The 24372-nt window shown below is 41.4% G+C and carries 23 protein-coding genes, 1 tRNA gene and 2 pseudogenes; 12 read left to right on the top strand and 14 right to left on the bottom strand.

The window, feature by feature from the left end:
* Positions 1–32 precede the first annotated feature (32 nt).
* The 6 genes and pseudogenes from G3T18_RS08575 (at position 33) to G3T18_RS08595 (ending at position 4896) form a co-directional block, all read left to right on the top strand.
* Entirely contained in the window at positions 33–245 is a 213-nt protein-coding gene (locus G3T18_RS08575; protein WP_224410133.1) for a type II toxin-antitoxin system Phd/YefM family antitoxin, read from the top strand.
* An 81-nt stretch (positions 246–326) separates the two neighbouring features.
* Positions 327–1814: a TldD/PmbA family protein gene (locus G3T18_RS08580; RefSeq protein WP_224410134.1), complete on the top strand. Its 1488-nt coding sequence runs from the start codon at positions 327–329 to the stop codon at positions 1812–1814.
* A gap of 51 nt (positions 1815–1865) precedes the next feature.
* Positions 1866–2540: a hypothetical protein gene (locus G3T18_RS08585; RefSeq protein WP_224410135.1), complete on the top strand. Its 675-nt coding sequence runs from the start codon at positions 1866–1868 to the stop codon at positions 2538–2540.
* A gap of 52 nt (positions 2541–2592) precedes the next feature.
* Positions 2593–2760 (top strand): annotated as a pseudogene (locus G3T18_RS25870) (DUF6887 family protein); the annotation flags it as partial.
* Between the two features lie 254 nt (positions 2761–3014).
* A complete protein-coding gene (locus G3T18_RS08590) occupies positions 3015–3458 on the top strand; it encodes a hypothetical protein (RefSeq protein WP_224410136.1) in 444 nt (147 codons plus the stop codon).
* A 115-nt stretch (positions 3459–3573) separates the two neighbouring features.
* Positions 3574–4896 carry a serpin family protein gene (locus G3T18_RS08595; RefSeq protein ID WP_224410137.1) on the top strand — a complete coding sequence of 441 codons (1323 nt, stop codon included), beginning with the start codon at positions 3574–3576 and terminating at the stop codon, positions 4894–4896.
* Between the two features lie 29 nt (positions 4897–4925).
* On the opposite strand, the gene G3T18_RS08600 is transcribed toward G3T18_RS08595, so the two are convergent.
* Positions 4926–5552 (bottom strand): L,D-transpeptidase, encoded by a 627-nt coding sequence (locus G3T18_RS08600; RefSeq protein ID WP_224410138.1) that lies wholly within the window; start codon positions 5550–5552, stop codon positions 4926–4928.
* Positions 5553–5802: 250 nt separating this feature from the next.
* Here G3T18_RS08600 and G3T18_RS08605 point away from each other — a divergent pair, with 250 nt between their 5' ends.
* Both G3T18_RS08605 and arr read left to right on the top strand, forming a co-directional pair.
* Positions 5803–7143 (top strand): TldD/PmbA family protein, encoded by a 1341-nt coding sequence (locus G3T18_RS08605; RefSeq protein WP_224410139.1) that lies wholly within the window; start codon positions 5803–5805, stop codon positions 7141–7143.
* A 78-nt stretch (positions 7144–7221) separates the two neighbouring features.
* Positions 7222–7650, top strand: coding sequence for an NAD(+)--rifampin ADP-ribosyltransferase (gene arr, locus G3T18_RS08610; RefSeq protein ID WP_224410140.1), 429 nt, complete (start codon positions 7222–7224; stop codon positions 7648–7650).
* A gap of 240 nt (positions 7651–7890) precedes the next feature.
* On the opposite strand, the gene G3T18_RS08615 is transcribed toward arr, so the two are convergent.
* The gene (locus tag G3T18_RS08615; protein WP_318013946.1) at positions 7891–8445 is read right to left on the bottom strand and encodes a uracil-DNA glycosylase; all 555 of its coding nucleotides are present in this window, start codon (positions 8443–8445) and stop codon (positions 7891–7893) included.
* Between the two features lie 69 nt (positions 8446–8514).
* Positions 8515–9102 (bottom strand): annotated as a pseudogene (locus tag G3T18_RS25740) (uracil-DNA glycosylase family protein); the annotation flags it as partial.
* A 276-nt stretch (positions 9103–9378) separates the two neighbouring features.
* On the opposite strand from G3T18_RS25740, the gene G3T18_RS08625 reads away from it, so the two are divergent.
* Together G3T18_RS08625 and G3T18_RS08630 are read left to right on the top strand one after the other, a co-directional pair.
* The gene (locus G3T18_RS08625) at positions 9379–10074 is read left to right on the top strand and encodes a phosphoribosyltransferase (protein ID WP_224410141.1); all 696 of its coding nucleotides are present in this window, start codon (positions 9379–9381) and stop codon (positions 10072–10074) included.
* A 58-nt stretch (positions 10075–10132) separates the two neighbouring features.
* Entirely contained in the window at positions 10133–10441 is a 309-nt protein-coding gene (locus G3T18_RS08630) for a hypothetical protein (protein ID WP_224410142.1), read from the top strand.
* A gap of 78 nt (positions 10442–10519) precedes the next feature.
* Here G3T18_RS08630 and G3T18_RS08635 read toward each other — a convergent pair whose 3' ends face one another.
* On the bottom strand, positions 10520–12271 hold the full coding sequence (locus G3T18_RS08635; protein ID WP_224410143.1) for a PAS domain-containing sensor histidine kinase: 1752 nt from the start codon (positions 12269–12271) through the stop codon (positions 10520–10522).
* 363 nt (positions 12272–12634) lie between these two features.
* Positions 12635–13006 (bottom strand): VOC family protein, encoded by a 372-nt coding sequence (locus G3T18_RS08640; protein WP_224410144.1) that lies wholly within the window; start codon positions 13004–13006, stop codon positions 12635–12637.
* A 91-nt stretch (positions 13007–13097) separates the two neighbouring features.
* Between G3T18_RS08640 and G3T18_RS08645 the strand changes: the two genes are divergently transcribed.
* A complete protein-coding gene (locus G3T18_RS08645) occupies positions 13098–14180 on the top strand; it encodes a class I fructose-bisphosphate aldolase (RefSeq protein ID WP_224410145.1) in 1083 nt (360 codons plus the stop codon).
* A gap of 53 nt (positions 14181–14233) precedes the next feature.
* Here the strand turns inward: G3T18_RS08645 and map are convergent, their stop codons facing one another.
* Entirely contained in the window at positions 14234–14998 is a 765-nt protein-coding gene (map, locus tag G3T18_RS08650) for a type I methionyl aminopeptidase (RefSeq protein ID WP_224410146.1), read from the bottom strand.
* A 236-nt stretch (positions 14999–15234) separates the two neighbouring features.
* Positions 15235–15702: a hypothetical protein gene (locus G3T18_RS08655; RefSeq protein WP_224410147.1), complete on the bottom strand. Its 468-nt coding sequence runs from the start codon at positions 15700–15702 to the stop codon at positions 15235–15237.
* Between the two features lie 165 nt (positions 15703–15867).
* Here G3T18_RS08655 and G3T18_RS08660 point away from each other — a divergent pair.
* Positions 15868–15939: transfer RNA gene (locus tag G3T18_RS08660), tRNA-Asn, on the top strand.
* Positions 15940–16189: 250 nt separating this feature from the next.
* Here G3T18_RS08660 and G3T18_RS08665 read toward each other — a convergent pair.
* The 7 genes from G3T18_RS08665 to G3T18_RS08695 form a co-directional block, all read right to left on the bottom strand.
* Entirely contained in the window at positions 16190–18166 is a 1977-nt protein-coding gene (locus G3T18_RS08665) for a serine/threonine-protein kinase (protein WP_224410148.1), read from the bottom strand.
* Between the two features lie 71 nt (positions 18167–18237).
* Complete coding sequence (locus G3T18_RS08670; protein WP_224410149.1) at positions 18238–18450, bottom strand: hypothetical protein; 213 nt, start codon at positions 18448–18450, stop codon at positions 18238–18240.
* A gap of 331 nt (positions 18451–18781) precedes the next feature.
* Positions 18782–19021, bottom strand: a complete 240-nt coding sequence (locus G3T18_RS08675) for a hypothetical protein (protein ID WP_224410150.1) — start codon at positions 19019–19021, stop codon at positions 18782–18784.
* Positions 19022–19539: 518 nt separating this feature from the next.
* Positions 19540–20694 (bottom strand): 8-amino-7-oxononanoate synthase, encoded by a 1155-nt coding sequence (gene bioF / locus G3T18_RS08680; protein ID WP_224410151.1) that lies wholly within the window; start codon positions 20692–20694, stop codon positions 19540–19542.
* A 16-nt stretch (positions 20695–20710) separates the two neighbouring features.
* Positions 20711–21085: a DUF1823 family protein gene (locus G3T18_RS08685; RefSeq protein WP_224410152.1), complete on the bottom strand. Its 375-nt coding sequence runs from the start codon at positions 21083–21085 to the stop codon at positions 20711–20713.
* Between the two features lie 121 nt (positions 21086–21206).
* Positions 21207–23009 carry an N-acetylmuramoyl-L-alanine amidase gene (locus G3T18_RS08690; RefSeq protein ID WP_224410153.1) on the bottom strand — a complete coding sequence of 601 codons (1803 nt, stop codon included), beginning with the start codon at positions 23007–23009 and terminating at the stop codon, positions 21207–21209.
* Between the two features lie 777 nt (positions 23010–23786).
* Positions 23787–24335, bottom strand: a complete 549-nt coding sequence (locus G3T18_RS08695) for a pentapeptide repeat-containing protein (protein ID WP_224410154.1) — start codon at positions 24333–24335, stop codon at positions 23787–23789.
* Positions 24336–24372: the final 37 nt, after the last annotated feature.

A 24372-nucleotide genomic window follows, 5' to 3' on the forward strand; every position in this document is an offset into this window, starting at 1 on the left:
GTCATAAGATAATTTTAATTTTGAGAAAAATCATGTATCAAATCGATCTAGCTCAAGCAGAACAGCAGTTATTAAAATTAGTAGAAGCAGCAACTAACGGCGAAGAAGTTGTAATTACGAAGAATAATCAACCTATTGCTAAATTGGTTCCAATTTATGCTAAAAATAATCGAAAAGCAGGTAGTGCAAAAGGATTGGTATGGATAGCTGATGATTTTGATGAACCGCTAGAGGAAAACTGGTAACTGGTTAATGCGGGTACGTGCTCACTGATAACTGAAATAGCGCCACAATAGAGAAAGTTGTCCAATGTAGAATTAAGATTTATGGTACAAGCTCCTGTCCGGATTGCTAGCACAGAATTAGCGCAACTAGCGATCGCTTTAATCCGCAAATCGGGTTGTGAATACGGAGATATCCGCATTTGTTCCTATCGTAATCAAAGTTTGATGACACGCGATCGCTCCCTTTCCAACCTTTCTGATGATGTAAGTTCGGGTTTTGGGGTGCGGGTATTGCATAATGGTGCGTGGGGTTTCGCAGCTTCTCACCGTCAAACTCCCGCAGAAATTACGCGTATTGTTGCACTAGCGGTGGAGACAGCAAAAGGTAGTCGTCTGTCGCAGCAAACACCGGTGCGTTTAGTACCCCAAGAAGCATATCAAGATACCTACATTACACCAATTGAAATCGATCCCTTTGAAATTCCGATCGCGGAAAAAGCCGAATTACTCTTAACAATTAGCGATCGCCTTTTGAGCTACAATGCTCGTGGTGTGAAAAAAGCCTTTTCCTTTCTCCACTTCAACCGAGAAGAGAAAACTTTCGCATCTACCGAAGGATCGCTGATTCAGCAAACGATTTATCGCAGCTATCCTGGTTATTGGTGTACCGCGATCGCGAATGGTGACGCACAGAATCGCACCTATGAACTTCCACCTTTAAATAAAGGTTACGAACATATTGACAAAAACGATCTTTTAGGCAACGTGGAGCGAGTTGCCGAAGAAGCGATCGAGAAAATTCACGCTCCCGAAAGCCCTTCCGGTATTCATACTAGCTTAATTCTCAAACCTAGCAACCTCTTTTTAACTATCCATGAATCTGTGGGACATCCCACCGAATTAGATCGCGTCTACGGTTACGAAGCCAACTTTGCGGGGACATCTTTCGCCACCACCGACAAATTAGGTAAACTACAATACGGCGCACCCTGGATTAATTTTATCGGCGATCGCACCCAACCCCACGGACGCAGTACAATGGGTTACGACGACGAAGGAGTGCGATCGCAACAGTGGTACGTTGTCCAGGATGGTATCTTAGTTGATTATCTCACTGACCGAGAAACCGCCTACAGACTAGGAAGAAATCGTAGTAACGGTTGTGCTTTTGCTGATAGTTGGTCTAACGTTCCTATGGTACGCATTCCTAATTTAGGATTAGAACCAGGTAAACCAGGAGACAGCCATACTGCTACTTTAGCAGAGATGATTGCTGATACTGAAGATGGCATTTTAATCGATGGTATCGGTAGTTTTTCCATCGATCAACAACGGCGTAATTTTCAATTTGGTGGCGATGCTTTCTGGCAAGTAAAACAAGGTAAAATTGTGGGAATGCTGAAAAATGTTACCTATCATTCCATGACTACCGACTTTTGGAATAGCGTCGATGCGATTGGTAACGCTTCCGAATTAGAGCAATGTGGAACAAATCTTTGTGGTAAAGGTGAACCGCTTCAAATCGCACAAATGACTCACGCTTGCGTCCCAGTTCGAGTGCAAAATATTCAAATTGGTAGAGGATCGTGAGCTAATTTTCTGGGGTGGGTTAGCTAGTAATCAAACTCAGAAAAATTAGGCTTGGTTAACAAAACTCAGCAACCCACTTTTTCTAAGAAAATAATTTTTCAAGTCATGACAGACACAGTAACAACAAAACGTAAACTCTTAATTTTCCTCGCACTAAAACGAGTTAAACCTGGTAGCGGTAGCAGTATAAATTTTTTAAACCAACGAACCTGGAAACACCCCGTGACTAATCTCAATAATATTCTCCAGCAAACTCCTTTTGTCGTCGTTGGAGGAATTGCAACCAGACTTTATATGCCAGAAAGAATGACCGACGATTTAGATATTCTCATCTTAGCATCAGATGCAACTACAGCCAAACAAGAGTTAGAGCAAGTTGGTAGCAGACAAACAGGTACACTAAGCATTGGTGGTAGCATTTGGGAACTACCAGATGGTACATCTTTAGATGTTATTGAATCTAACGAAGCTTGGGTAAAAAAAGCTCTTCAAAATAGTAATTTAGGTGGAGATAAATTACCGATTATAGCACTACCTTATTTAGTTTTAATGAAGTTACAAGCTAGCCGAGTTCAAGACATCGCCGATGTTAGTAGAATGTTGGGTGGTGCTAGTGAAGAAACTTTAGCACAAGTTAGGGAAGTAATCAATACTTATCTACCAGAAGCGGGAGAAGATTTAGAGAGTTTAATTATTTTGGGAAAATTAGAAAGAGGAGATTTTTAGGATGAAACCAAACTTTAATACAATTAGCAAATAAAAATCAAAAAATTATGTATTAACTCATCGTGACGATACGGAAACTTGTTATAAATCAGTCGATCTTTATCAAGCTGATTCTCAAGAACAATTATGGCATCCTGCACCCAGAACTCCAGCCGAATTTGCGAAAATGACAGCCTTAATTCAAGAGCAAATAAATAAGCTGGAATCATATTTTTTTTAGCTACTAATTATTGGCGATCGCCAAATTAATCAACTCCGCAAATAATTCTTTTTTGTCAATAAAAGCCAATTTCAGCAATTAATTCCTCAACTGGTTTATACTGTAATTACTACTTCCCAACTTATACTTAGTTAGAGAAATAGCAACATTTACCGAGCGAGCTTCCGTAATATTACTGACTTACGAAAAATTGACAAATTATTTTTTGTTAAGCGAAAAATTACTTACGCGATCGCCACAATCTCAGAGTTTGGATGACGCAGCCCAACATTCATTCAGTAGCAAAAAAAGATTTAGCGAAAACCGAAAAATATGAAGATTTGATAAAGATTGACCAAGAAAATCCATCTTGGTTAAAAATAGTAGTAACAATAATTAAAGAATTATTTGCTGGGAAAATATCCGAGTATCTCAATCTATCTCCCTTGTTACTAAGTTGGAACTTGAAGATTAGACTGGTAAAGCAGTGCGATCGCTGCTCAGATGTAGAAAAACAGATATTTGAGTTACTTGCAAACTACCCAACATCAGTGTCAATGGCTCGATTGTTAGCGACAAACCACATCCCAGCTTCAGACATGAGTGATGGGATACAGTCTTTGCTAAGACGAGCTTTGATAGAATTCAACTCACAAAACAACGAAATAGTTTTCCAACCTTTCCCAATTGTGAAAGAATTCATCCTTCAAAAAACTTGAAGACTATTCTAATCTAATTTTTAGAAGCATATTTCAACTTTGCTAAAAATCCAGGAGAAAATCCGGAATTTAGGGGGACTATTTGGTAGCTCAGAGTAAAAAATATTAAAAAGCAATGCAACTACTTGCCAAAAAATACACTAAAAAAACACGACGCGGAATTTTGACTCTCGTCAAAAATTTCCTATTTACTTATCGCTTCCCGAGTTGGTTTATAATCGGCTTTTTCCTCGTGACAGTTGGTTTAAACCAAGGCTTTGTCGTTAGTCAGACTCAATCCCAAGAGTCATTTTTTGCCCTTAACGACGACTTGATCGCTCAAGTTAAAGATAACAGTAGCTTCGCGTTAGATCTCTACAACCGAGTGCGAACCCAAGAAGGAAACTTGTTTTTCTCCCCCTACAGTATCTCTACAGCAGTAGCTATGACTTATGCAGGTGCGAGAAACGAAACTGCTACCGAAATTGCTAATGTGATGCACTTTAGTCTCAAGCAAGAACGCTTGCATCCTACTTTCGGGATGATGTTAGCTAATTTCCAAACAGAACTCGGTTCCCAGCTTAATATCGCTAATGGACTTTGGGGACAAGAAGGATATGGCTTTTTGGCTCAGTGTATAGAATTGATTAAAAATAACTATAAAGCGCCGATCGCTGAAGTGGATTTTACCAGTAAATCTGAGGATGTGCGGCAACAAATTAACGCTTGGATCGCTCAAGAAACCCAAAATCAAATTACTGACTTTATTTCTGAAGGTGCGTTAAATTCCGAAACCCGCTTAGTGCTTACCAATGCGGTTTCGTTTCAAGGTAGTTGGGAATTTCCCTTCGATGAGAATCTTACTAAAGAAGAGCCTTTTACCATCGCTTCCGGAGAACAGGTATCTGTACCGATGATGCACCATCCGGAGTTATCTTTTGTCTCTTACGCAGATTTACCCGAACTAAAAATCTTAGAATTACCTTATGTTGGCTCTCGCTTATCAGCGATCGTTTTGTTACCCAAACAAGCAAATGGGTTAGCTCAACTAGAAGCGCAATTAACTCCAGAAAACCTGAATCAGTGGTTATCTGCTCTGGCTGAGTTTCCACCTGACGCAAAAATAGCAGTTTGGTTGCCGAAATTAAACATTAGCTCCGAATTAAACCTGAAAAGAATCTTGAGTGCGATGGGAATGGAGCAAGCATTTAACGAACAAGCAGACTTTTCCGGTTTTAATGGTAAGCAAGACCTTTATCTATCTCATGCAGTTCACAAAGCCTATGTCAATATTGACGAAATGGGTACCCAAGCAGGTGTAGCAACTGGAGCGATCGGAGCAACCCGAGGTGGATTACAAGGTAGTTTTCGTGGCGATCGCCCGTTTATTTTCTTAATTCGAGATAATGTCTCTAAGACTATTTTATTCCTCGGTCGCGTCGTTAACCCCTTGGAATAGAGACGCAGTAAGCTACGTCTCGATAACTACTAATTTTCCACAACGACAGTCGTTCCCATTTTCACTTGCTGAAATAAAGCCACGACATCTTCATTAAACATCCGCACGCAACCATTAGAAGCAGCGTTACCAATTGAATTTACTGTCGGAGTACCGTGAAAGCCAATATAATCTGTTCCATCTGTCCAGAAGCCAATCCACCTCAATCCTAAAGCACTATCGGGTCCTGGTGCAGTAACTTCTCCCGTCCAAGGATTTTGCCAAATTGGATCGCTAATCATTTGGAAAACTTCATACTCTCCTGTAGGAGTGGGAGTGGTATTTTTACCAATGGCTACCGGATAGGTTACTAGCAAATCTTCCCCAACGAATACATATAGCCGACGTTCGCTTAATTTTAGGAGTAATCTGGTTGGTTCGGAAGTTAGATTTAGACTTGTCTGGGAATCAGGTAAAGATTGTCTAGTGTTTTCTCCTGGTGGTAACTGGGGAGAGGATGTACCAATTTCGGTAGCAACATTTACCTCAGTTTCTTCCCTTTGTGCAACTAATTCCGACGCATGAGCTTGTTTTACAGGTGCAAGCAGAAAAATTCCTGCACTGAGTAATAATATCAAGCTTCGAGATAGTTTTCTCTCTCTTAACCTCGCACTCATCCTTGACTCCTCACCTAGCAGAAAACAGATTTAGCTTAAAACAAACATATTTTAACTCGTTCGTTGGCGATCGCTATTCTTCTTCTCAATTTTAGAGTCGAGCTCGCCGCCATTTGTTCCTAACCTGGCTGGGAAAAATGAAGCTTGACGCGATCGCACTTAAAATCTAACTCGCTTCCCCCAAATGTCTGTCGCACAGATTTCTGTATTTTCGATAAACTGTCAATTACCAGTGTGAAGCCTCTAATCAATGAACAATCAACCACGTTTAGCAGTTGCACCCAACCTTCTCAACGAAGCAGAAGCTTTATCTATTGTCGAATCGGTAATTAAAGAATCTCTTGCTGAAGGAGTCTTTGTTAATCTTACTGCTAGCGAGTCTGCACTCAGTCGCTTTTCGGAAAATCAAATTAGTCAAAATATTAATCGCGATCGCTGTCAAGTTACGATTACTAGCTATTTTGGCAAACAAAGTGCTTCGGTGGCTACCACGGAATTAGCTCCTGATGCTCTGAAAGCAGCAATCCGTCGCTCTGAGGAATTAGCTCGTTTTGCACCGGAAGATCCTGAATGGGTACCGCTACTCGCACCGCAATCTTATCCAGATCGTACTCCCGGTTTTGATGCTGTAACTGCTAATATTTCGCCTCTGCAACGAGGTGAAAAAATACACCAAATTTGTAAAATAAGTCAAAAGGCAGGGGTTAACGGCTCTGGTACGCTAAGTACAACGGCTTCTTTACAAGCGATTGGTAGCTCTCTCGGTTTAAGAGCCTGCGAGATGGTGACGGAAGCTGATTTTAGTTATACTGCGCGCAAAGATAATGGTTCAAGTTGGAGTCGGAATACGGCGATCGCTGTTGAAGATTTACCCATTACTGCTACTACAGAAAAAGTCATCGAAACTGCAATGCTCTCGCGCAATCCTCGTGAAGTTAAACCGGGTATTTACTCTGTCATCTTCGATCCTGCCGCTTTTGCTAGTTTACTACCTTGGCTAATCTGGAATCTAGATGCTCGCTCTGCTGACGAAGGACGAAGTTTCATGTCTACAGAAAATGGTAACTTAGTTGGCGAACAAATCTTTAGTCCTTTGATTCAAGTACAGCGCGATCCTGCTCATCCTCTTTTACAATCTAGCACCTTTTTCAACGACGGTATTCCTAACAACTATCTCGAAATCATCAAAGACGGAATTCCCCAAACTTTATCCTACAATCGCTACTGGGCGCAAGAAAAAGCTAAACAACCTACAGGTGCTTTTTCTCCCATCGTCATGAATGGCTCCAACGCTAGTATAAACGATTTAATCGCCCAAACCGAACGAGGAATCTTAGTTAATCGAGCTTGGTATGTCCGCTACGTCAATCCCAAAACTTTAGAAGTAACCGGAATGACTAGAGATGGTACATTCTTGATTGAAGATGGTCAGATTGCTTACCCAATCAAAAATCTCCGTTTCAATCAAATTTTACCAGAAATGTTACGCGATATCGACGCACTTAGTACAGTTAAACGTATTAGTAGCGGTGTAGTCCCTGGAGTAAGAGTAAAAGCCTTTAATTTTAGTAGTGTTACCGATAGCGTTTGAACCCACATTCCGCACAACATCTTACATTTTGTCGTGCGGAATGTGGGATAGATAACTTGCGCAATGAGGAAAGAAAGCATGAACAAATCAAATGAACCTAAAGCAACTCCTTTTTCTCAGACGTTCTTCCATGGAACAAAGGCAGATCTAAAGATTGGGGACTTAATCGAAGTTGGTTTTAATTCAAATTTTGGACAAAGAAAAAAATCTAAATATATTTTCTTGACAGCAACCTTGGATGCCGCTATTTGGGGTGCTGAACTTTCCTTTGGCGAAGGGAGTGAAAGAATTTATTTAGTAGAACCAACAGGACCCATTGAAGACGATCCTGATTTGACTGACAGAAAATTCCAAGGTAATCCAACAAAATCTTACCGTTCATTACATCCATTTAAGGTTGTCGGTGAGGTTACAGTTTGGCAAGGACATTCATCAGAGCAAGTCAAAACAATGAAAGACGGATTAGCTAAACTTAAAGAACAAGGAATTGATTCATTAAATGACTAACAAAGCGTTGCAGCACCGCTCCAGCGCTTCGTGCTTACGCTCGACAGTTTGTAAACCGCCTTTTTATGGTTTTGCTTCGCAAAAGTTTTCCACAAAATTTCGTCTTACGAACTGCGGCTGAACTAAACGTTAACCATTTTTGTAGTGCGGGCAGGATGCCCGCTAGCTTGCTAGTTAACCGAATTCTAGATAAATAGTTAACTAGATTCTAGATAACTAATTATCAAGATTTTATATTAGTTATAACTCCGAATTTAACTCATCTAATTTCGCCCGCACCTTTTGAATATCTTGCCACATTAACCACTTGGGCTTACCTTTTTCTTTAGAAGGATTACGCAGCAAATAAGCAGGATGGAAAATTGCCATACAAAGTCTTCCTTCCCATTCTATCCATTCACCCCGCACTTTAGAAATACCTTTTTTTTCACCAGTCAAACCTTTGAGAGATGTTGCACCAGTAAAAAGAATAATCTTCGGATTTACTAAGCGAATTTGTTCCAAAAGATAAGGTTTACAAGCAGAAATTTCTTTTGCTGTCGGAGTTCGATTTCCCGGAGGACGACAATTATGAACTACACCAGCAGGAGTAACGAAATTAGCCGTTTCTTCCACATCAAGACAATAAACAAAAGGAGATTCTAAATCATTAGAAATCTCTCTTTTTATTGCTGGTTGCCATTCAGTTACAAAACTTTCTTCGTGATATTTGAAATTGTTAGGTTTTCTCTTTGAAATTACACAAAAATCAGCAAAAGCAGTTGCCATTAAAGCTTCTAAACCAGATTTAGGCATTCCCGTAGCAACTAAATCATTTGCTTGTAATTCAGCAACCGAAATCCAACCCCTGTGCGTCAAAATAGGATGGTCAGCAGTAGCAGTATAACCAATTTCTTGACCGGGAAAAGTAACTTGATATAGCTTTCTTCCAGCCAAAGGAGATTGATACCAATTAGTAATTTTTTGCCAGACTAATTCGCCCCCATTATTGACACTTAAAACTTTTCCCAACCAGCGATTTTTCACAATCCAATCCAGACGCAAATAACCTTCCGTTGTGAAAATTAAAGTGTCGCCAGTCAAACATTTAACAATATTAGCAACATAAACATCTTCTTCAGGATCGAGTTTAACCGAAGCTAAAATTTTATCTAAAAGTTGTCCAGATTTACCCACAAAAGGTAAACCAGTTTCGTCTTCATTTTGACCGGGAGCTTCGCCAATAATCATAATATCAGCTTCGCGATCGCCGCGTTCAACAACAGCATGAGTGCGAGTTTCTCCCAGTTCGCAACGATAACATTCATTACAATGTTTTGCCAATAAGTCAATTGTTTGGTAAGTACCTGGTGGAATAGGAACTTTGACATCAGTAGGAATCAAATCTGGTTGAAAATTAGCAGATTTTCCTAAGTTGTCAAAAAGATTTAGTTGTTTTTCGTCGTTAGTCATTACTCAAATTGAAATTTACAAGCAGCGAGCAGAATTTTCCTATTAATGGAAAATTCAACTGTAGTTGAAGTCCTTTATCGAGACTTAACAATTTTAGATGAATTTGAGAAGGAAAAGAGTTGCGAAGGCGATCGCCTCTTACCTATTTTCTGAGACTATCTGCTCTGTTTTACCATTTCCTACCTCTTACTGATTAAAAAATTCTCAAAATGTGTCAATCTATTAGTAATTTGCAATTATCATAAAAACAAGGTACTGTCAAGAGGAAAAAAACTTATGTCTACAATCACCATATTTAGAAATCGACTTAATGCTGGCAAACAGCTAGGCGAGGTTATTTTACAGGAAATTAACAAACTCAGCTTAGAAAGTGTTGAAGCACAACCAATTGTTTACGCCCTTCCTAGGGGAGGAATTCCTGTAGCAATTCCCGTAGCGCAGCAGTTGGGTTGTCCGCTAGATATAATTGTGGCAAAAAAGATTACTCTACCACGTAATCCAGAATTGGCAATTGGGGCGGTTTCTAGCGAGGGAAACGTATTATGGTCTCATTCGGGATTATATCGCCAAAAAAGTAGCAAGGAACTGGAAATAGCCCAACAGCAAGCGGAAAAGAAAGCCCAATCTCAACTCAAGTTATTTTCCAAGTATCTTCCCCAAGTAGATGCCAAAGGAGCGATCGCGATTATCGTTGATGATGGTATAGCCACTGGAATGACTGTAGCAGTTGCAGCCCAAGCCGTAAAAGCCAAGGAACCCGCACAAGTTTGGATTTGTACTCCAGTCGCACCCAAAGAGTTAATTCCCCGCATCGAGAAATGGGGAAATCGGGCGATCGTGTTGGAAACTCCCGATCCCTTCTTTAGCGTCAGTCGCTTTTACGTTGACTTTCCTCAAACCAGTACCGAAGAGGCAGTTGCCTATTTATACCAACACAATCAGCAACTAGGTTATTTGTCTGAGAATAACTAGCCAACAGATATTGCTGTAGATTATCCTAAATCCGATCCTTTAACATCAATCGTTGTTTATGAGACTTTGGCAATTTTGGTGGCACACGATAGCGATCTCTAGTCAACAAAACCCTCCTCGCTTTGTGGAATTGGTAATGTTGATGCTAGCAATGGCTTTGGTGGTAATTTGGTTAATATTTTCCAGAAATATCAACCATTGGCCTTTCTTGGTCTTAGGTTTAAGCTATGTTATTGGTGCATCTAGTTCGATGCTGGTTCGCGAAGCTTTCTTACCTTCGTCTCAACCGCGCATTACTCAATTAATGGCAATACTATTGTTGATTATTAGCCTCTATGGTTTAGCCGATTTAGCTTACTCGCTTTGACAGCGATCGCCAAGTGGTGGAAATTTACCTAGTCTAGTTTGGCTTTCAACACGTCTTTTCCCTTCTCTGCCAAGAGGGTTAATCTGAAGTTAAAGACTCATTTGGAGGAAAATCCTCTTTACTTACTTTGTTTGGATTTAAAGGTAAGCTAACTGTAACGGTCGTACCAACACCAACTTGGCTTTCTAAAGCGATCTTTCCTTCGTGCAAATCCACACAGTTTTTGGCGATCGCTAGTCCCAATCCGCTACCTTGAATATTACCCACGTTCCGGGCGCGATGGAATGATTCAAACAAGCGATCGAGGTCTTCTTGAGGAATGCCTATACCTCGATCTTGAACTCGCAAAACTACCCAACGATCGTTGCAAGCTAGCTCAAAATTAATCGTACTACCTTCCGGGGAATACTTAACTGCATTGGAGAACAAGTTACTAAGAATATAACGTAACAACTTTTCATCAATTAAAGCTGGTTCGCACTTCTGGTCAAAGGAAAAATTTAACAAGTGTCTCGAACCAATTCCCAAGCGCAGTTCTTCGATCGCTTGGTAGCAAAAAGAAACTAAATCTAGCGGTTGAGGCGTGAATTTTAGTTTGCCTGCTTCGGCTTTACCAAGCAAGAGTACGTCGTCTAAAACTCGCGTCATTTGACTGACTGTCATTTTAATACGCTGAATGTGTTTGAGCTTTTTTGCTTCATTCCATTCCTGGCTATAATTTTCTAGTAATTCCGCAGAAGAAAGAATCGTTGTTAGGGGAGTGCGAAACTCGTGAGAAGTAATGGAAATGATTTTTGACTTGAGTTCGCCTAATTCTTTTTCTTTGACTAAGGCTTTGTGCAAGGCGACTTCGGCTTGCTTGCGTTTGGTAATATTTTCTACCATCCCTACAGCAAATTGAGGTTTGCCTTTGCTATCTCGGACTAAGGAAATGCTTAAGTTTCCCCAAACTAATTTGCGATCTTTGCGATAGTAGCGTTTTGATTTTTGATAGTGTTCTCTATTCCCGGTAACAAGTTGCTGATATTCTTCACTATCATTGCTAACGTCGTTAGGATGAGTGAATTCGGCGAAAGTCATGCTGCCGAGTTCGGCGCTGCTATAACCTAACATTTTTTGTAATGCTGGGTTACTGACTACAGGTCGTCCGTCCATATCAATTAAAGCAATTCCGATCGCTGCTCGCTCGAAAATTGCTCGAAATCTGGCTTCGCTTTCCCTAAGTGCTGCTTCTACTCGTTTCCTTTCGGCAATTTCCTTTTTTAACATTTCGTTGGCTTGCTGAAGTGCTGCTGTTCGTTCTTCTACTCGCTGTTCTAATTCCTGATTTGCTTTTTGTAAGGCTTCTTCGGCAAGTTTACGCTGAGTAATATCGTTTTGTACCCCAATAAAGTGAGTGACTCGACCTTTACTGTCTCGTACTGGCGAAATTGTTAATTCGTTCCAAAATGGGGTTCCGTCTTTGCGATAGTTCTTGACGACAACAGCACAGTCTTTTTTCTGTTCCAAGCAAGTCCGAATTTCTTCGATTACTTCGGGATCGGAGTCTACTCCTTGGAGAAAACGACAGTTAAATCCTAAGACTTCTTCTTTGGAATAACCTGTTAGTTTCTCGAAGGCAGGATTACAGTAAATTAGGGGATAGTCCGGTTGTTGAGCATCAGCAATAACAATCCCGTTGCTAGTAGCACTTAAGGCGCGATCGTATAGTCGTAGCATTTGCTTGATTTCTCTTCGTTGGAGGTGTTTGTTCTCGGCAACTCTCCGGGAAGTAATTTCGGTAACTTGCTTGTTATCTACGGGATTCACGGCTAGTTTACTGAGATACATCTTTTTTTCGCCTCCAAAAAAAATTAATTTTTCTAGTTTTTTATCTTTTTGTAAAGTTTTTTGAAAATGTTTCTGTAACTACAGAAAAATTTTAGTTCTTTTACATTACAAATTCTTCTGTAACTTAGAGTATCAGTATCGGGACTCAGGAATTTGCTAAACTTAACAGAGTTAATATTTTGTGACCTTTCTAGATAAATCGACAAAGAATAAACCGCCGCTTGTTTTTGCAAACCTTGATTCTTCGTTGTTAAACTACTTAAAATTTAATCATTTCTTAACATTGACAAATATTAAATCTTTATTAAAAAAGTAATTATTACCAGAATTAGGAAAATTTAGTAGGTAAAAAAACCTAGCGATTTAATGAGATTGATGTAAAATTAAGCGGTTGCCTGCGGGATCGTAAGCATAAATTTCTCTACCGTGGGAAGCGGTGGTAATTTCTCTAGCAGGAGGAAATCCAAGGAAGTGAAAATAAGCGATCGCCGCTTCTAAGTTTTCCACCTCAAAACACAAACTCATCCCACTGGCTGTGGAGTCAGCAAATTCACTTTGATGGCTAACCTTGGGGCGAAAAATTCCCAAACGCAACCCTTTTAGCTGGAATTCTGCATATATTTGGGGAAAATAAGCTTGCGGATCTTGATTAAGCAATTGGCGATAAAATTCAACCATGATTTCTAAATCTACCGCCGCCAAAGTTACAAATACATCCTGATAGGGAAAATTCATCCTTTAAATTCTGTTGTCAGATAGACAACGATCTCAAGTAGATACTGTAAAAATAAAACAGTAGATTATAAGCTATTTTCGGAAAAATATTATGACTGCAACTCTCACCTCAACCAGTAAAATTGAATCCCTCTTAGGTGACGAAGCAGAAAGCTTACTTACCTACAAAGCCAAAATTCCTTCAGAAATGTTGCAGTTACCAGGTGCTGATTTGATCGAGCGAGTGTATGCGAAAAGCGATCGCTCTCCTCAAGTCTTACGTTCTCTGCAACAGTTATATTCTACCGGAAGATTGGCAAATACAGGCTATCTCTCGATTTTACCCGTAGACCAAGGAATCGAACACTCCGCCGCCGCTTCCTTTGCTCCCAACCCGATGTATTTTGACCCGGAAAACATCGTTAAATTAGCAATTGAAGGAGGTTGTAACGCCGTTGCGACGACATTAGGCGTACTAGGAATGGTATCGCGTCAATACGCCCATCGCATCCCTTTTATCGTCAAACTCAACCACAACGAACTACTAACTTACCCCAACCAATACGATCAAATCATGTTTGGTTCCGTCGAACAAGCCTGGAACCTCGGTGCTGTAGCTGTGGGTGCAACAATCTATTTTGGCTCAGAAGAATCCGCCCGTCAAATCCAAGAAGTTAGTAAAGCCTTCGCTCGCGCTCACGAGTTAGGCATGGCGACGATATTATGGTGTTATCTGCGAAATAATGTCTTCAAACAAGATCGAGATTATCATCTAGCCGCCGACCTAACCGGACAAGCCAATCACCTTGGAGTTACCATTCAAGCTGATATTATCAAACAAAAATTGCCCGAATGTAACAACGGGTACAACGCGATCGCCAAAGCTACTGGTAATAAATATGGTAGAACCGACGATCTTGTTTATTCCGAACTGAGCAGCGACCATCCCATCGACCTCACTCGCTATCAAGTTCTTAACTGTTACTGCGGTCGTAGCGGCTTAATCAACTCAGGTGGTTCCTCCGGGAAAAACGACTTCGCTCAAGCAGTTCGCACCGCCGTCATTAACAAACGCGCAGGTGGATGTGGCTTAATTTCCGGTCGGAAAACCTTTCAAAAACCGTTTGCAGAAGGTGTTAAATTGTTTCAGGCGATCCAAGACGTTTATTTATCCGAAGAAATAGCGATCGCCTAACCAACAAATTAGCCCGCCTAAGCGGGCTTTGATCGTGGTAAATTAATTAATTTTTACTCACTCAGAGTCAAAATTTCCACCCCATCATCAGTAACAGCGATCGTATGCTCAAACTGCGCCGAAAGCTTACGATCCTTTGTTAAAGCAGTCCAACCATCATCCAAAACCTCAGCTTCCCAAGTCCCCTCATTAATCATTGGTTCAATAGTAAACACCATCCCAGCACGCAGACGCTTACCTTTACCTCTCGTACCATAATGAGGAACCTGCGGTGCAGTGTGAAAAACATGGCTAATTCCATGTCCCACAAAATCCTGTACCACCGAAAAGCCATGAGCTTCAGCATACTCTTGAATAGCCGCACCAATATCGCCAATTTTTTTTCCTGGTGCAACCTCAGCAATACCTCTTCGCAAACACTCCTCTGTCACCTCAACTAATTTTTGCGCTTGAGGTGAAGGAGTACCCACAAAAAAAGTTCTCGACGTATCGCCGTGATAGCCATCTAAGATCGGAGTAACATCAATATTAATAATGTCGCCATCTTTAAGAATTTGGTCCGCGCGAGGGATACCGTGACAAATCACCTCATTCACGCTCGTACAAATCGACTTCGGGAAACCATGATAACCTAAAGGAGCGCTTTTAGCTCCATGTGCTTGCGTCCAACGTTCCGCCTCGTCATTAAGTTCCAAGGTACTTACTCCTGGTTTTATCATTGGCGCAAGGCGATCTAAAAGTTGCGCTGCTAAACGTCCAGCGCGACGCATTTTTTCAATTTCTCTACTCGATAAAAGAGTTATTCTTTCGCTTCCCATAATTATTTAAGTTATTAGTTGTCATTGGGGACTGGGTTCAGTGAACAGTTATCAGTGAACAGTTATCAGTGAACAGTGAACAGTGAACAGTTTATTTGCTCATTGCGTCTTGTCTCCAATATCTACTAGTAACTGATAACTGATAACTGAAAACCCCTCCTCCTTGTCTCCTAATCCCCAATCGCCAATCCCCAATCGCCAATCCCCAATCCAAGGGTCCCCAATCGCCAATCCCCTTAATGATGAATCTCTAAATATAGAACATAATGCCCTACGCGAACTTTTTCCGACCATAACTCGTATTCCAACCGCATACTCTCCGGTAAGGGACGACCCTCTAAACGCAAACTACGAGTATAGTTTCGCAAACGGAATGAACCATTTTCTTTCGTGTCCGTACCGTGTAACCAATAACGGCTAATCCCGTAAACACCTGGTTCCCAAAAGTGACGATAACCCAAGTTAGCATTTCCCTGCATGGTCATAATTACTCGATAAGGAGAAAGTTCCAGCCACAGCAACCCTAGTTTATCGGTTTTTGTTGGTTGCGCTACTGAAGGTGAAAATTGCGGGTCTTTCAACAACAGGTGAAACCGTTCTCGATCTTTCTGATAAAGGGTAGCAGCAGTCTCGATCGTAGAGCAAATAGGCAAGTCAGTCGAGAGCCAAGAGAGACATACAGGTCTGCGGTGATGAGTCAGCATAGGTGGAAAAATGATGCGTTATTTTTAAGATAGCCTGAAACGGGCGTTTTTAGCATCTTTCACGCTTTGGGATAGTCGGCTCAAAAAAAATTTTGCTAAATCCTTGCCAAAACTTATTTAGTTTGTCTATAATTAGAAACTGTTGTGGAAAACACAACCGAGCTTTCCTCAGTAGCTCAGCGGTAGAGCGGTCGGCTGTTAACCGATTGGTCGCAAGTTCGAATCTTGCCTGGGGAGTTTAATTAATTGGAATTGGGAGCGGCTACTTTGGTTTCTGGTTCAGAATGGCAAAGATTTTGGTCGCTTGACATAAGTACCGTTTTTTTAGCTAGGCGTTATCAGGATATTCCTTAACCTGAAACTTGACAAAATCTCGGTTTTATGAATAAAGGAATCGCTGGATTTTTCTCCAGGTATCGATCGCAGGAAGTAAATTATGCAAAAAATTAGCCTGCATCAGCAGGCTAGTTTTGGGTAAATGTCTTTCTTAACGAGTAGCGATGGCGGCACTAATTTCTTGTAATTCGTTTCCGGGGTTAATTTCGCTACGGCTAAGGGAAGCGTTGGTTTGGGTTTTTGGTTTAGTGCTGTTATTCTCGACTTCGGCTTTAATGCGTTGTTTTTGGGTGTATTCGAGAGTTTTGCCTTTAGCGATCGCACCTGCGGGAGTGTCTGGGGGAATTTGTTTGAGGTAGTTAATTGCACCTTGAAAGTCTCTTTTGGCGGCGCGATCGAAGGCTTGTTGGAGAAGATAGTTGGCTCTAACTTCTTGTTTTTGTTGATATTCAGCCAGTTTTTGCTGTACTTTCGCTCCTACGGAGGTGTCTGGCGGAATTTGTTTGAGATAAGCTAAAGCTGTAGTAAAGTCTTTTTTCGCAGCGCGAGTAAAAGCTTTTTGCAGTAAGTTTTTTGCTTCTGTTTCTGCTTGGGCTAAAGCTTGCTCGACTAAAGGTGTGGCTCGATCTTGCCAAAAAGCGATTTCGGGAATTTTTCTGCCTGCGGCGATCGCGTCTAGCCAGCGTTGCTCTTTAAAGGCTGTTTCGGTGGCTTTAAATTGAGCCTCGGCGAGTTTCCATTCTTGTTGCCATTTTTTCACCGCCGTTTGCGATTCTTCGTAGGCGCTACTTTCTGGCGATATGGATTCTGCCAGACGAATCGCTTCCTCAATATTACCGCGATCGAAGGCTTGTTCTGCTTCCCATAAACTTTCTGCTCCAGGATCGGCAGCTACAGCATTCAATAGTGAATTAACTCCGAAACCTATTGCTAGGGCGTTAGTCGCGGCAATACCTACGCCGATACCTGTGAGTAAAGGCGGTAATTTGGATAAGTTGGAGAAACTCGACTCTAACAGTCCGATCGTATTTTCGGCTAAGTCTCCTAAATTTGTTGGAGTTGCCGCAGCGACTTTGGGCTTTTTCTTCGCTGGAGCAGTTTTTTTGACTTCTTGAGCTAATTCTTCTTGCAGAGGCTTAAAGATGGCTTCTGCATCCACAACTACATTTCTCGCTTTCGATTTAGTTTCTCCAACTACACCTAATTCTGGCATTCCTACCACTGAAGTTGCTGCTACTTCCACTGTGGCTAAAGCTTCGATCGCTTCTTGAGCCGATTGATAGCGTTGGTGGCGATCGTAACTTACCATTTTCGTTAAAATCTGGGCAAATTCTTCACTAAGCTGAAAAGTTGCCCCAGCTTTTTGATAAATATGTTCCCAACTAATTTCGCCTGTCTCCAAATTTAGCTCTAGTTTCGCTGGATCTAGTCCAGTTAAAGCTTGTATTGCGATTATTCCTAAAGCATAAATGTCGCTATTGGGATAAGGTTTACCTACTAATTGCTCTGGTGCAATGTAACCTAAATGACTGACTGCCACCATTGATTGTAACTGTTGTTTATCAATGATTTCTGCTTCGTTCGTTTCCTCGCGAATTGATTGTGCTGCACCAAAATCGATCAACACGTATTTGCCATCTGAGCTTCGTTTAATAATGTTATTCGGCTTGAGATCGCAGTGAATTATTCCTTGAGTGTGAATGAATTCTAATACTGAAAGTACATCCTCTAACATTTCTAACACCTGCCCCGCATTCCAACTTCGATCGGAGTGCTGAGAGAGGGGAAAGCAAATGTCGAGTGAGTCTCCTTCAATATATTCTTGTACCAAGAAAAACTCTTGATTGCCTTCAAAACAAGCTAAATGTCGAGGAATTTGCTGGTGGCTTCCTAGTTTTTTCAGGTTTTCTGCTTCGTTAACAAATATACGTTTACTGGTTTTTAGTAAACTTGGGTAATAACTACTAGGTCGATAATGTTTAACAATGCACTTGGGTCGCTCGGGATGATTAATTTCTTCCGCAATATAAATCTGTCCAAATGCTCCACCACTTAGCACTTGAATGATTTGGTAACGCCCGTGCAGGGACTTTCCTAAAAGTTGATAATTGAATTTATGCTTCAACAAGGTTCTTCCTACCCTACCGTGCTGAGTCTTTGATTCTATTTTCTGGCGGGTAGGTTTGGTTTCCGGAACGATTATGCACTTTGAGTATGATATTGTGCGTAATATAGTTCGCGAGATTCTTGTCGAACTGTACCATTCATGACTTCTAACTGTAATTTCATAAAGGCATTTAAGTCTTCTAACTCGTATTTGCTGGTTAGTAACTCAATCAGTTGCTTTTCGGCTTCGATGCTTAAACAACCTTTAGTTATTGCTTGGTTAACAATTTCACGAATTAATGGCATTGTTTGCACTCCCGATCGCTAGAGTTTAATTTTTTTATTTTCCGATAACTTCATCCAGTGAAAATTTATTGATTTGCTACCAGTTTGGTAAGACAACTAAAAAGTTAGTTAGAAAGTTAATCCCTCTGGTAACTTGAGTGGCTATTTTGTCAATTAGTTGGCTGACAAGTTACTATCTGGGATAAACTAAAATTTCTTCCTAATTGTTTGGGTGACCCCGCAATATTTCACTTTTGTTTCCCATCAAAAAAAGCCAATCGAGACTTGATTGGAAGTATTTCTTTACTAAAGAAAAATCGAGTTGTCTATATCATGCGCTCATTTTTTTATTTTACTCGGAAAATATACTTATTGGCATTACTAACAAGGTAGCATCTGCTACACCGACGATCGCGATCGCGCGATCGCTGACTACTTTGGTCTCGCCAAAGTTTCGATAAAAGCAAGCTTGCCAAGAAATACCTAAAAACTTGACTTTTCCTGGTTTATGTGCTTCTATGGTCTGTTCGACAATACCAAAAACTGGTTCGGGAAAAATTTCTACCTCTGCGGGAATAGCTAAATAACTCATAATGGCAACTTTGAGTAAACTAAGATGAAACAAAGGATAGCCTTTGTCTTTTTTTTCGGCTCAAGACCTTGTTTTTTTGCCAATCTCGCAAATTTGTTGCAAAAATTAACAACAGTTGCTTAAATTTCCTGGAAATCAAATGCTAAATATTATTTAGTTCCCAAGCGACATCTGAGAACCAAGACTAAGATCGAGCCAAGTTGAGAGCAAAATGAGTCGTCGGAAAAATCTGGGTAGATTAAAAATTGTTAATTGCCAAAGCTGAAGCTAAAGAGCGAAGGAAATTTAAATTATGTTAAATAATAGCTTATCCGCTCGAGTAAAAACCAGACTGAGCTATAGCAGCGAACAGTAAACAGCGAACAGCGAACAACGATCGAAGCCTATCCTAGCAAGGTTTTCCGAAAATGAGGATGTCTTGAGCTAACTCATTCTCTGCTATATAATTTGGCTCGTCTGAGACGATCTGCATTAATAGCGATCGCTACGACTGTTATCCTTGGTGTAAACTTAAAGGATTAGGAATTAATTACTGCTGCTAATTTTTCTAGGTGTTCTGGTTCGTGAGTCGCCATGAGTGAGATGCGAATGCGACTGGTGGGAACTGTGGGTGGACGAATTGCGGGGGCGAAAATCCCGGCATTGATGAGTTTGTTGGCTAAATTTAAAGCTTGTGGGATATTTTCTAACTCAATGCACAAAATTGGCGATTCGGAAGCTAATAAGTTAACTTCTGCTAACAATTGTTTGAGAAGATTAACGTTTCTCCACAGCCGCGATCTTCGTTCTGGTTCTTGTTGGATAATCTTAATTGCGGCTAATGCGGCTGCGGTATCAGCCGGGGAAAGTCCGGTGGTATAAATCCAACTGGGGGCGCGATTTTTGAGATAATTAATTAAGGTTGTAGACCCGGTGACGTAACCGCCTAAACTACCTAATGCTTTGCTTAAGGTTCCGATTTGAATTAGTTGCTCTCCGGTACAATGAAAATGTTCGACGCAACCTGCTCCTGTTGCTCCTAAGACTCCGGTGGCGTGGGCTTCGTCAATTAAGAGCATTGAATTATATTTTGCTGCTAAATTTAATAATTTAGGTAGTTGACATAAATCACCATCCATGCTAAAGACGCTATCGGTGATAATGAGGCAGCGACGAGATTGGGGGCGATGTTGTTGGAGTTTGCTGGTTAAATCTACTAAGTTGTTGTGGGTATAATCGACTACTTGGGCTTGGGAGAGGCGAGCGCCGTTTTTCAGGCTAGAGTGGTTGTATTGGTCGGAGAGGATTAAATCGCGTTTGCCGACTAAAGCGGTGATTGTACCTAGGTTTGCGAGATAACCAGAACTAAAAACCAAGGCTGCCTCAGTTTGTTTGAGTTGCGCGATCGCCATTTCTAATTCACCGTGTAAATCCCGATTACCGCTAAGTAAACGCGAACCAGTGCTACCTGTACCGTATTTTTGCGTGGCGTTAATTGCAGCTTGAATAAGGCGATCGTCACCAGCTAATCCGAGATAATCGTTACTAGCAAAGTTAATTACCGAGCGTCCTGCTAAGTTTACCACAGCACCAGGACGACCGTGAAGAGATTTTACCGAGCGATACCAGTTAGCTTGGTGGATAGTAGCCAGCGATCGCTCGATCCAAGCATAAGGATCGCGAGAAGTTTTCATCACAGAGTAAGTAAAATTACGCCAACATTTGCTTTTCTTTTAAATAACTTAACAGCCAATTTGCCATTGTCGCCCGTCGAGTTTGTCGCGGACCAAATTCGCCAATTTTATAACCTTTAAAACCTAAATATTCTTTCAATAATTGCTTATTTTCCTTGGGAATCGAACGAGTTAGTTGTACTGTGGGCGGTCGATTGGCGATAAAATCAGGTGGTTCGGGATATTTTTCGCGCCATTCTTCAGCAACAGCGCTCGTATCCCAGATTTGCTTAGATTCGTTATAGCGATAACCGAGATAATGCCAAACTAATTGATTAACTATTTTGTCGTCAATTTCTTCGTTGAGAATCGCCCAAATAGTATCGGTATTGAGTGTTGGTAGATGAGACATAAAGTAAGGTTTGCAGGTAACAAAGTTACTAATTAGTTTAATTATCCGCCTGGAATTTAAAAAAAAGGCGAATAGTGAAAGTCCTCTTCCGAGGACTAAATACCGAAGGCTGAGTGACTATTTACAGCATATTGCGTTGAATATACTCCAAAATGCCCGCAGCGATCGCTTCTGCCATGCGATCGCGATAAGCAGAAGTTGCTAATCTGGCTGCGTCTTCGCGTCCAGTCACAAAACCAGTTTCCACTAAAACCGCAGGCATGGAAGAATTTCTCAAGACGTAAAATCGAGCCGTTCTCACACCGCGATCGCGCACGTTAAGTCGCTGTAAAATATTTTTATGGATCGTTTGGGCTAATTGTCTACCGCTACTGTAATAATAGGTTTCCAAACCGCTCACATCAGGACGACCGCCGATCGCATTCGAGTGAATACTGACGAATAAATCAGCCCCCGCACGGTTAGCCATACTAGTACGTCCTTGTAAGCTGATAAAGCGATCGTCCGATCGCGTCATAATTACCCGTACACCTTGTTGTTCGAGAATTTGCTCTACTCGACGAGAAACTGGTAAATTAATATCAGTTTCCCTCAGTCCCCCAATTCCGATCGCCCCAGGATCTTTTCCCCCATGTCCCGGATCGATGACAACAGAAATGCGTCCGTTAGGTATCCTGGGTAATGAGGTATTCGGTGTGGGTGTAGGAGTCGCGGGAAGCGGATTTTCTGGTGGCGGTACGGGAATTGAAGTTTCTCTGGGTAACGCCGCCGTAGAGCGTTGTAACCGCAAGGAAATTAGTTGTTCGCTAGGTTGATTGAGTTCGCCAATTTGGACCCCAGGGGCAGGTTTTACGCGAATTAAAACCGTATTGCGATCCGCTTGAATTACTTGCACACCTTCGAGGAGACTGGTAGTATCGGTTCTCGGCGAAACAAAACGGTTAGAAAGTCGAGCATTATCTATTCTCAACTCGTATAAACCCGTTCTCCGATTCCAGTTTCCCGTTGCACCCACTTGGCGATCGCTACGAACTAATAGTTGGCTACCATTTAAAGTTACGTCTACTGCTTCAATTGTCGCTGGGGAAGTAGTCGCGATCGGTTCACTGGGTGTAGAGTCATTGTCTGTTTCCACCGCCGTAATTCCGCCTTCCGGGACAAGGGCTAAACCACCATAACGACTAAAAGATGCTCGCCAGTTGGGGCTATCTTTACTAACATTTAAGGTAACGCGGGCGACGGCGGGAGAAGATGAGCGTTGATTAAACTGAATTTGGCTGACACCGTAGCGATTGACAGATAAACTTCTCGCTGCGAGGGAATTAGGTAAAGTCACACCTTCCAAGTCGATATCGATCGTCCGGCGATCGCCACTCCGCCTCACTTCGATTTTATCTGGTTTTTCACCCTCCAAACGCACGAACAACCCATTTTGCGTCACCTCAAAATCTAAAGCCTTCGTCCCGCTAGCAGAATCCTCTGGAGGCAAAATTACATCTGGTTTCGGATCGATAATTGGCGCTATAGCCACCTTTTGCGGAGTCGGTAAATCTACAGCCCAAGAAATCGGATTTGTCCCCCGAACGGCTACTTTCTGCGGATCGATAATGTATCCTGGGGCTAACTCTACCACCAAACGAGTCACATTCGCTTGAAACTGTCCCACCCGCAGCGACGCAACCGCACCCCCTAAATCTTGATATACCGTTGGTCTTCCTAAACTTGTCCCCGGTAAATCAATCACCAAGCGAGTCGGATCGGCAATTAATTTCGCTGTCGGTTGAACTCCCCCATCTGTAGTAAATATTAATCGGTTCTGGTTTGCGTCGAACCTCCACGAAACCAAATTTCCTGCTTCCGCAGCAGATGAACACAGAACCAAACTTCCTATACCTATTGTCGGTACTAGCCAGTTAATTTTCATAGAGCAATGGTTATAACTTTTGTGCGATCGCCGCTTGGGTTGCTGGCGCTACTGCACCAATCGTCCGTGCAGACGAGATTTTTCGTTACTGGTTGAACTTTCACTTCGATCTTCAGACTATTATCTCTGAAATCAGGTAATTCTTATGATTTTTTTTCACCATTTTATTTCAGCACGCCAGCTAATAATTATTACCAGATTTGGGCATATTTACGGATTTTACTGCTTCGGCAACTCTTCTGTTTCACCTTACTCAAACTTTTTACCATCTTTCCTCTTTCTTCGGGAACCTCTGCGATCGTTCTCCAGTCAAAATCATCCAAAGGTGCATCAATACAAAGACTTGGGTTCGCCTACCATTCTCAACAACTTATTTTTATCTCCATCGTTCGCTCAGCAACAGAAATATTTCTCTTGCTATAAATACTCCTTCATTTAGGCAAAAAATGAAACTATTTTTGCCAATCTTTAGTAACTTTTAAAACCAATCTTTTCCCCAATCCACCATCGAAATTATCCTTTTACCTAACTATTTTTCCTCAATAAAAATTTAATTTTACCACTATAAAAGCAAATTTTAACTACATACCAACTTAATCTTGGCGACTTGGTGACTTGGTGTGAAACTACCACTTCAACCCCAATTAACAAAGTCAGCACCATAAAATGATAATCGTTATTATAACAAAAGATACCAAACCCACTTACCCAAGCAAGCCAAAAAGGGAGCTACAAAACTATCCTAGCTCCCTCAACCTGGTTAATTTTTGCGAAAAATTAGCGTTTACCTGCCCAACTTCTCCACTTATGGGACAATCCGCTTGAATTACGCTCCGAATCGAAATCCTTTTCACTCAGGTTAGTCCCAGTCAACTTCGCACCAACCAAATCGACTCCGCTCAAATCCGCCCCATCTAGTTTACTATTCGTCAGGTTCGCACCACTTAAGTCAGCACCACTCAAATTAGCTGAAGCTAAGTTAGCACCAGTAAGGTCAGCATTATGCAGATTAGCACAACGTAAGTCACCTTGACTGAGATCCGCGCTGCCCAGTTGCGCCCCAATCAAATCTGCACCAATCAGATTAACATCAACTAAGTTAGCCCCAACCAAATTAGCATTACTTAAATCCGCATCGGTTAAATTAGCGCCACTCAAACAAGCCCCACTCAAATCCGCTTTACTTAGATCGGCACCGCTTAAGTCAGCTCGACTCAAATTAATTCTACTCAAATTTACGCCACCTAATCCCGCTTCATGCAAACTTACTCCGGTAAAATCTGACTCGCGAGATCCATATCTCGATAATAATTCGTGGCTATTCATTTTTTTCCCTCCGATTTAATTAACTCATCACGAGTTA

Source organism: Oscillatoria salina IIICB1 (assembly GCF_020144665.1).
In the GTDB taxonomy this organism is placed as follows: Bacteria; Cyanobacteriota; Cyanobacteriia; order Cyanobacteriales; family SIO1D9; genus IIICB1.

Bases quoted from the DNA above. Each gene is read 5' to 3' on its own strand.
- G3T18_RS08575 (WP_224410133.1), top strand. From the start codon at position 33: ATGTATCAAATCGATCTAGCTCAAGCAGAACAGCAGTTATTAAAATTA.
- G3T18_RS08580 (WP_224410134.1), top strand. From the start codon at position 327: ATGGTACAAGCTCCTGTCCGGATTGCTAGCACAGAATTAGCGCAACTA.
- G3T18_RS08590 (WP_224410136.1), top strand. From the start codon at position 3,015: ATGACGCAGCCCAACATTCATTCAGTAGCAAAAAAAGATTTAGCGAAA.
- G3T18_RS08595 (WP_224410137.1), top strand. From the start codon at position 3,574: ATGCAACTACTTGCCAAAAAATACACTAAAAAAACACGACGCGGAATT.
- G3T18_RS08600 (WP_224410138.1), bottom strand. From the start codon at position 5,552: ATGAGTGCGAGGTTAAGAGAGAGAAAACTATCTCGAAGCTTGATATTA.
- G3T18_RS08605 (WP_224410139.1), top strand. From the start codon at position 5,803: ATGAACAATCAACCACGTTTAGCAGTTGCACCCAACCTTCTCAACGAA.
- arr (WP_224410140.1), top strand. From the start codon at position 7,222: ATGAACAAATCAAATGAACCTAAAGCAACTCCTTTTTCTCAGACGTTC.
- G3T18_RS08615 (WP_318013946.1), bottom strand. From the start codon at position 8,445: ATGCCTAAATCTGGTTTAGAAGCTTTAATGGCAACTGCTTTTGCTGAT.
- G3T18_RS08625 (WP_224410141.1), top strand. From the start codon at position 9,379: ATGTCTACAATCACCATATTTAGAAATCGACTTAATGCTGGCAAACAG.
- G3T18_RS08630 (WP_224410142.1), top strand. From the start codon at position 10,133: ATGAGACTTTGGCAATTTTGGTGGCACACGATAGCGATCTCTAGTCAA.
- G3T18_RS08635 (WP_224410143.1), bottom strand. From the start codon at position 12,271: ATGTATCTCAGTAAACTAGCCGTGAATCCCGTAGATAACAAGCAAGTT.
- G3T18_RS08640 (WP_224410144.1), bottom strand. From the start codon at position 13,006: ATGAATTTTCCCTATCAGGATGTATTTGTAACTTTGGCGGCGGTAGAT.
- G3T18_RS08645 (WP_224410145.1), top strand. From the start codon at position 13,098: ATGACTGCAACTCTCACCTCAACCAGTAAAATTGAATCCCTCTTAGGT.
- map (WP_224410146.1), bottom strand. From the start codon at position 14,998: ATGGGAAGCGAAAGAATAACTCTTTTATCGAGTAGAGAAATTGAAAAA.
- G3T18_RS08655 (WP_224410147.1), bottom strand. From the start codon at position 15,702: ATGCTGACTCATCACCGCAGACCTGTATGTCTCTCTTGGCTCTCGACT.
- G3T18_RS08670 (WP_224410149.1), bottom strand. From the start codon at position 18,450: ATGCCATTAATTCGTGAAATTGTTAACCAAGCAATAACTAAAGGTTGT.
- G3T18_RS08675 (WP_224410150.1), bottom strand. From the start codon at position 19,021: ATGAGTTATTTAGCTATTCCCGCAGAGGTAGAAATTTTTCCCGAACCA.
- bioF (WP_224410151.1), bottom strand. From the start codon at position 20,694: ATGAAAACTTCTCGCGATCCTTATGCTTGGATCGAGCGATCGCTGGCT.
- G3T18_RS08685 (WP_224410152.1), bottom strand. From the start codon at position 21,085: ATGTCTCATCTACCAACACTCAATACCGATACTATTTGGGCGATTCTC.
- G3T18_RS08690 (WP_224410153.1), bottom strand. From the start codon at position 23,009: ATGAAAATTAACTGGCTAGTACCGACAATAGGTATAGGAAGTTTGGTT.
- G3T18_RS08695 (WP_224410154.1), bottom strand. From the start codon at position 24,335: ATGAATAGCCACGAATTATTATCGAGATATGGATCTCGCGAGTCAGAT.